Here is a 4,396-nt window from a genome sequence, read left to right on the forward strand (position 1 = left end):
TCCACGGCAAACCGCGGATCGCCGGCGAGTTTTCCGGCCAGCGCGCGGGCTTCCGCCGTGCCGCCGAGAATGAGAATGGAGCGTTGCAAGATGCCTCCTGAATCAGTTCGGAAACCTTTAGCCCAAAGCCGCTGGCTGTCCATCGTCGGCATCGGCGAAGATGGCGTGCCGGGCCTCGGCGACAATGCGCGCGCGGCAATTGCTTCAGCCGCCGTCGTTTTCGGCGGCGGGCGGCATCTGGAACTGGCAGCCTCCCTGATCACCGGCGAAGCCCGACCGTGGCCGACACCGTTTGATGCAACAATGCGCGACGTCGTGGCGCTGCGTGGCCAAAAGGTCTGCGTGCTGGCCTCCGGAGACCCCTTCTTCTTCGGCGTCGGCGCAACGCTGTCCCGCCATGTCGCGCCTGAAGAATATACCGCTTATCCTGCCCCCTCGGCCTTTTCGCTGGCCGCCTCAAGGCTTGGCTGGCCGTTGCAGGACATCGAAACCGTATCATTGCATGGCCGTCCGCTCGATTACATCCGACCGCTGCTGCATCCTGGCCGGCGGATCATCGCGCTGACATCCGATGAGAACGGGCCGGCGGCGCTGGCGGAGCTTTTGTCTCGCACCGGTTTCGGGCCTTCTCGGATAACTGTTCTGGAATCTTTGGGCGGCGCGGCGGAACGCATCCGTTCGCAGCAGGCAGATGAGTTCGCGCTAGTGGATATCCACGTGCTGAATGTCGTCGCTATCGTCGTAAAGGCCGAAGCTGGGGCCTTTGTCCTTCCGCGCGCTTTCGGACTGGACGATACGCTGTTCGAACATGACGGGCAGATCACCAAGCGTGAAATCCGGGCGCTGACGCTCTCGGCACTGGCTCCGCACCGCGGCGAACTGTTGTGGGATATCGGCGCCGGCTCGGGCTCGATCGGAATCGAGTGGATGCTCGCCGATCCATCCCTGAAGGCCATTGCAATCGAAGCCAATCCGGATCGGGCAGCACGGATCGCGCGGAATGCCTCGGCATTCGGTGTGCCCGGACTGCGCATCGTCGAAGGTGAGGCGCCGGGAGCTCTGGCCGGCCTGCCGCAGCCGGATGCGATCTTCATCGGCGGCGGCGGCAGCGAACCCGGCGTTTTCGATAGGACCCTGGAGGCGTTGAAGCCCGGCGGGCGGCTGGTCGCCAATGCCGTGACGCTGGAAATGGAAGCGGTCCTCCTGACAGCGCATGCGAAACTCGGCGGCGAACTGATCCGCATGGAGGTTTCCCGCGCAGCGCCGATCGGCGGCATGTCGGGCTGGAAGCCGGCCATGCCGGTCACCCAATGGAGCTGGACGAAACCCGGAGTGAAACCATGATTGCCGCCGGTCTCGGCTGTCGCAAGGGGACGTCCGCGGAAGCGCTGCTTTCGGCGCTAACTGCTGCCTGCGCCGCGGCGAATATTTCACGTGAATCCGTTTCCGTTCTGGCGACCGGCGAGATCAAGCGGCATGAGCCGGGGATGATCGCGCTTGCGGAGCGGCTGCGCCTGCCCCTGCAGATTGTCGACGAGGCGGCGCTGAAGCAGGTGGAAGCGCGCACCAGAACAGTTTCGAAACACAGTCTTGCGCAAACGGCCACGCCAAGCCTTTCCGAAGCCGCGGCACTGGCCGCCGCCGGCGAAGCTTCCGAACTGATCGTCGCGCGGCTGATTGCCGATGGCGCCACCTGCGCGCTGGCACGCTCGAAGGACCATTCATGACCGTGCATTTCATCGGCGCCGGACCCGGCGCCCCCGACCTCATCACCGTGCGCGGCCGCGATATTCTCGCCCGCTCACCGGTCTGCCTTTATGCCGGCTCGATCATGCCGAAGGAACTGCTCGACTATTGCCCGCAAGATGCGCGGATCGTCGACACCGGGTCGCTGTCGCTGGACGATATCGAGGCGGAATACGTGGCGGCACATCAGGCCGGCAAGGATGTCGCACGGCTGCATTCCGGCGATCTTTCCGTCTGGAGCGCCGTCGCCGAACAGATCCGCCGGCTGGAGAAGCACGGCATCGACTACACGCTGACCCCCGGCGTGCCCTCCTTCGCCGCCGCCGCCGCGGCCCTGAGGCGGGAGCTGACGATCCCGGAAGTGGCGCAGAGCCTCGTGCTCACCCGCGTGTCCGGCCGCGCTTCGAAAATGCCGGAAGGCGAGACGCTGGCTGCCTTTGGTGCGACCGGCGCGACGCTGGCAATCCACCTCGCCATCCATGCGCTCGACCGCATTGTCGCCGAACTGACACCGCTTTATGGCGCCGATTGCCCGGTCGCAATCGTCGTTCGCGCCTCCTGGCCGGAAGAACGGATCATCCGCGGTACGCTTGCCGATATCGAAGCAAAGCTGGCGGCGGAACCAGCCGAACGCACGGCGCTGATTTTCGTTGGCAAGGGCCTGGGCGCTGCCGATTTCGTCGAGAGCCAGCTTTACAATGCCGATTACGTGCGCCGCTTCAGGCCCGGCTGGCCTCAGGCCGGCGACAAGGATTCCGAATGATCGGACGGGGTAAACGCGGTCCCGCCGACCAACCGGCCCTCGCGATCGAAGACGAGGATTTCCAGCGCGACCTCGGGCTGTTTGAGCGCCTTGGCGGCCGTCTTCCAGGCGAGCGCGGCAATCCGGTCGCCCAGCGCCAGTCCGTTGTCGCCGGCGAGCGCAAACGCCTGGGATACGGTGTTGGCAGCCGCTATCTGCGCCGCAAGCTCCTCGCTCGCTCCGGCTTCACTGGCGAGCTTCGCCAGAGCTTCGAGATCGGCCAGTCCGCGCTTGGAGTGGACGTCGAGCATGCCCTGCGCGAGCTTGGTCATCTTGGCGACGCCGCCGGCGATCGTCACCTTCGGCACCGGATGGTCGCGCAGATATTTCAGCATGCCGCCGACGAAATCGCCCATGTCGATCAGCGCGATCTCGTGCAATCCATGATGCGCCTGCACCGCTTTTTCGGACGTGTTGCCGGTGGCGCCTGCTACATGATCGAGCCCGGCGGCGCGCGCCACGTCGATGCCGCGCCAGATCGAATGGATCCAGGCCGAACAGGAAAAGGGAATGACGATCCCCGTCGTGCCGAGGATCGATATGCCGCCCAGGATTCCGAGCCGACCGTTGAGCGTCTTCTCGGCGATTTTTTCGCCATCGGCGACGGAAATCTCGACCTCGAAATCTGCCTCTTCGCCGGCGACCTCTGCGATCGCCTGGGCGATCATCTTGCGCGGCACCGGATTGATGGCAGGTTCACCGACGGGCAGGGGCAGGCCGGCGCGGGTGACGGTGCCAACGCCTTCGCCGGCCTTGAAGGTGATGCCGCTGCCGGCCGCGCCGCGCCGCACGGTGCTCTTGATCAGCGCCCCATGCGTGACGTCCGGGTCATCGCCGGCATCCTTGATGATCCCGGCTCTCGCAAATCCCTCGCCGGCTTCTTCGACGGCGAGCGCGAAGGACGGCGTCTGCCCGCTGGGCAAAGTCACCTCGACCGGATCGGAGAATTTTCCGGAAAGGAGGGCAAGACAAGCCGCCTTGCTCGCCGCCGCCGCACAGGTTCCCGTGGTCCAGCCACGACGAAGGTTCTTGCCATCCACTTCCATGGCCGTTTCTATAGCCCGACCGGGGCCGAGCGTCACCGGTCAAAGGTCCGCATATGAATGAAAGCATCGAAACCATCGTCGCAGCACCCGTCTTCGAGCCCGGCCATGTCTGGCTCGCCGGCGCCGGCCCCGGCCACCCGCGTTACCTGACGCTGGAAGTCGCCGATGCGATCGGCAAGGCGGACGTGATCGTCCACGACGCACTGGTCTCCGACGGCGTGCTGTCGCTCGCAACGACCGCAGAGCTGATCTTCGTCGGAAAACGCGGCGGAAAGCCTTCTGTCGCCCAGGATGACATTACCGGCCTGCTGATCGAACTCGCCCGCAAGGGCCGGCGTGTCCTGCGGCTGAAGGGCGGCGATCCCTTCGTGTTCGGGCGCGGCGGCGAGGAAGCGGAAGCGCTGGTTCGAGAAAACATTCCATTCCGCATCCTGCCGGGCATGACTTCGGCGCTGGCGGCTCTCGCTTCCGCCAACATTCCCGCGACGATGCGGGGGATGAGCCGCGCGATCACGCTTGCGACCGGCCATGCGGCCGGCAGCCCCGGCGACCTGGACTGGAAGGCGCTGGCGAAAACCGGCGAGCCGATCGTCGTCTATATGGGCGTCAGCACGATCGGCACGATCGCCAGGCTGCTGATCGAAGGTGGGCTATCGCCGGAAACGCCGGTCGCGGTGCTGATGGCGGCGACGACGCCGGACGAACGCTCGCTGACCGCAACGCTTGCAACGGTCGAGGCGGAGGTCGTGCGGCAGAAATTCGCCGCGCCCGCCCTGATCGTCGTCGGCCGGATCGTCTCCAT

General features: G+C 65.6%; 5 protein-coding genes. 4 read left to right on the forward strand and 1 reads right to left on the reverse strand.

Annotated features, from left to right (window positions below; all coding sequences use genetic code 11):
- Positions 1-90 precede the first annotated feature (90 nt).
- From cbiE to cobM, 3 genes are read left to right on the forward strand one after another with little or no spacing between them, the layout of a single operon-like run.
- Positions 91-1,344 carry a precorrin-6y C5,15-methyltransferase (decarboxylating) subunit CbiE gene (gene cbiE, locus MOV61_RS28595; protein WP_247139008.1) on the forward strand — a complete coding sequence of 418 codons (1,254 nt, stop codon included), beginning with the start codon at positions 91-93 and terminating at the stop codon, positions 1,342-1,344.
- Entirely contained in the window at positions 1,341-1,727 is a 387-nt protein-coding gene (locus MOV61_RS28600; RefSeq protein ID WP_247139009.1) for a cobalamin biosynthesis protein, read from the forward strand. The genes cbiE and MOV61_RS28600 overlap by 4 nt, the downstream gene beginning before the upstream one ends.
- On the forward strand, positions 1,724-2,509 hold the full coding sequence (cobM, locus tag MOV61_RS28605; RefSeq protein WP_247139010.1) for a precorrin-4 C(11)-methyltransferase: 786 nt from the start codon (positions 1,724-1,726) through the stop codon (positions 2,507-2,509). The genes MOV61_RS28600 and cobM overlap by 4 nt, the downstream gene beginning before the upstream one ends.
- Here the strand turns inward: cobM and MOV61_RS28610 are convergent.
- Positions 2,482-3,594 carry a cobalt-precorrin-5B (C(1))-methyltransferase gene (locus tag MOV61_RS28610; protein WP_247139011.1) on the reverse strand — a complete coding sequence of 371 codons (1,113 nt, stop codon included), beginning with the start codon at positions 3,592-3,594 and terminating at the stop codon, positions 2,482-2,484. The genes cobM and MOV61_RS28610 overlap by 28 nt on opposite strands.
- Before the next feature lie 53 nt (positions 3,595-3,647).
- Here MOV61_RS28610 and cobA point away from each other — a divergent pair.
- A partial coding sequence (gene cobA / locus MOV61_RS28615) for a uroporphyrinogen-III C-methyltransferase (RefSeq protein WP_247139012.1) occupies positions 3,648-4,396 on the forward strand: 749 nt, incomplete at its 3' end.

It is taken from the genome of Neorhizobium sp. BETTINA12A (genome assembly GCF_023006485.1).
In the GTDB taxonomy this organism is placed as follows: domain Bacteria; phylum Pseudomonadota; class Alphaproteobacteria; order Rhizobiales; family Rhizobiaceae; genus Neorhizobium.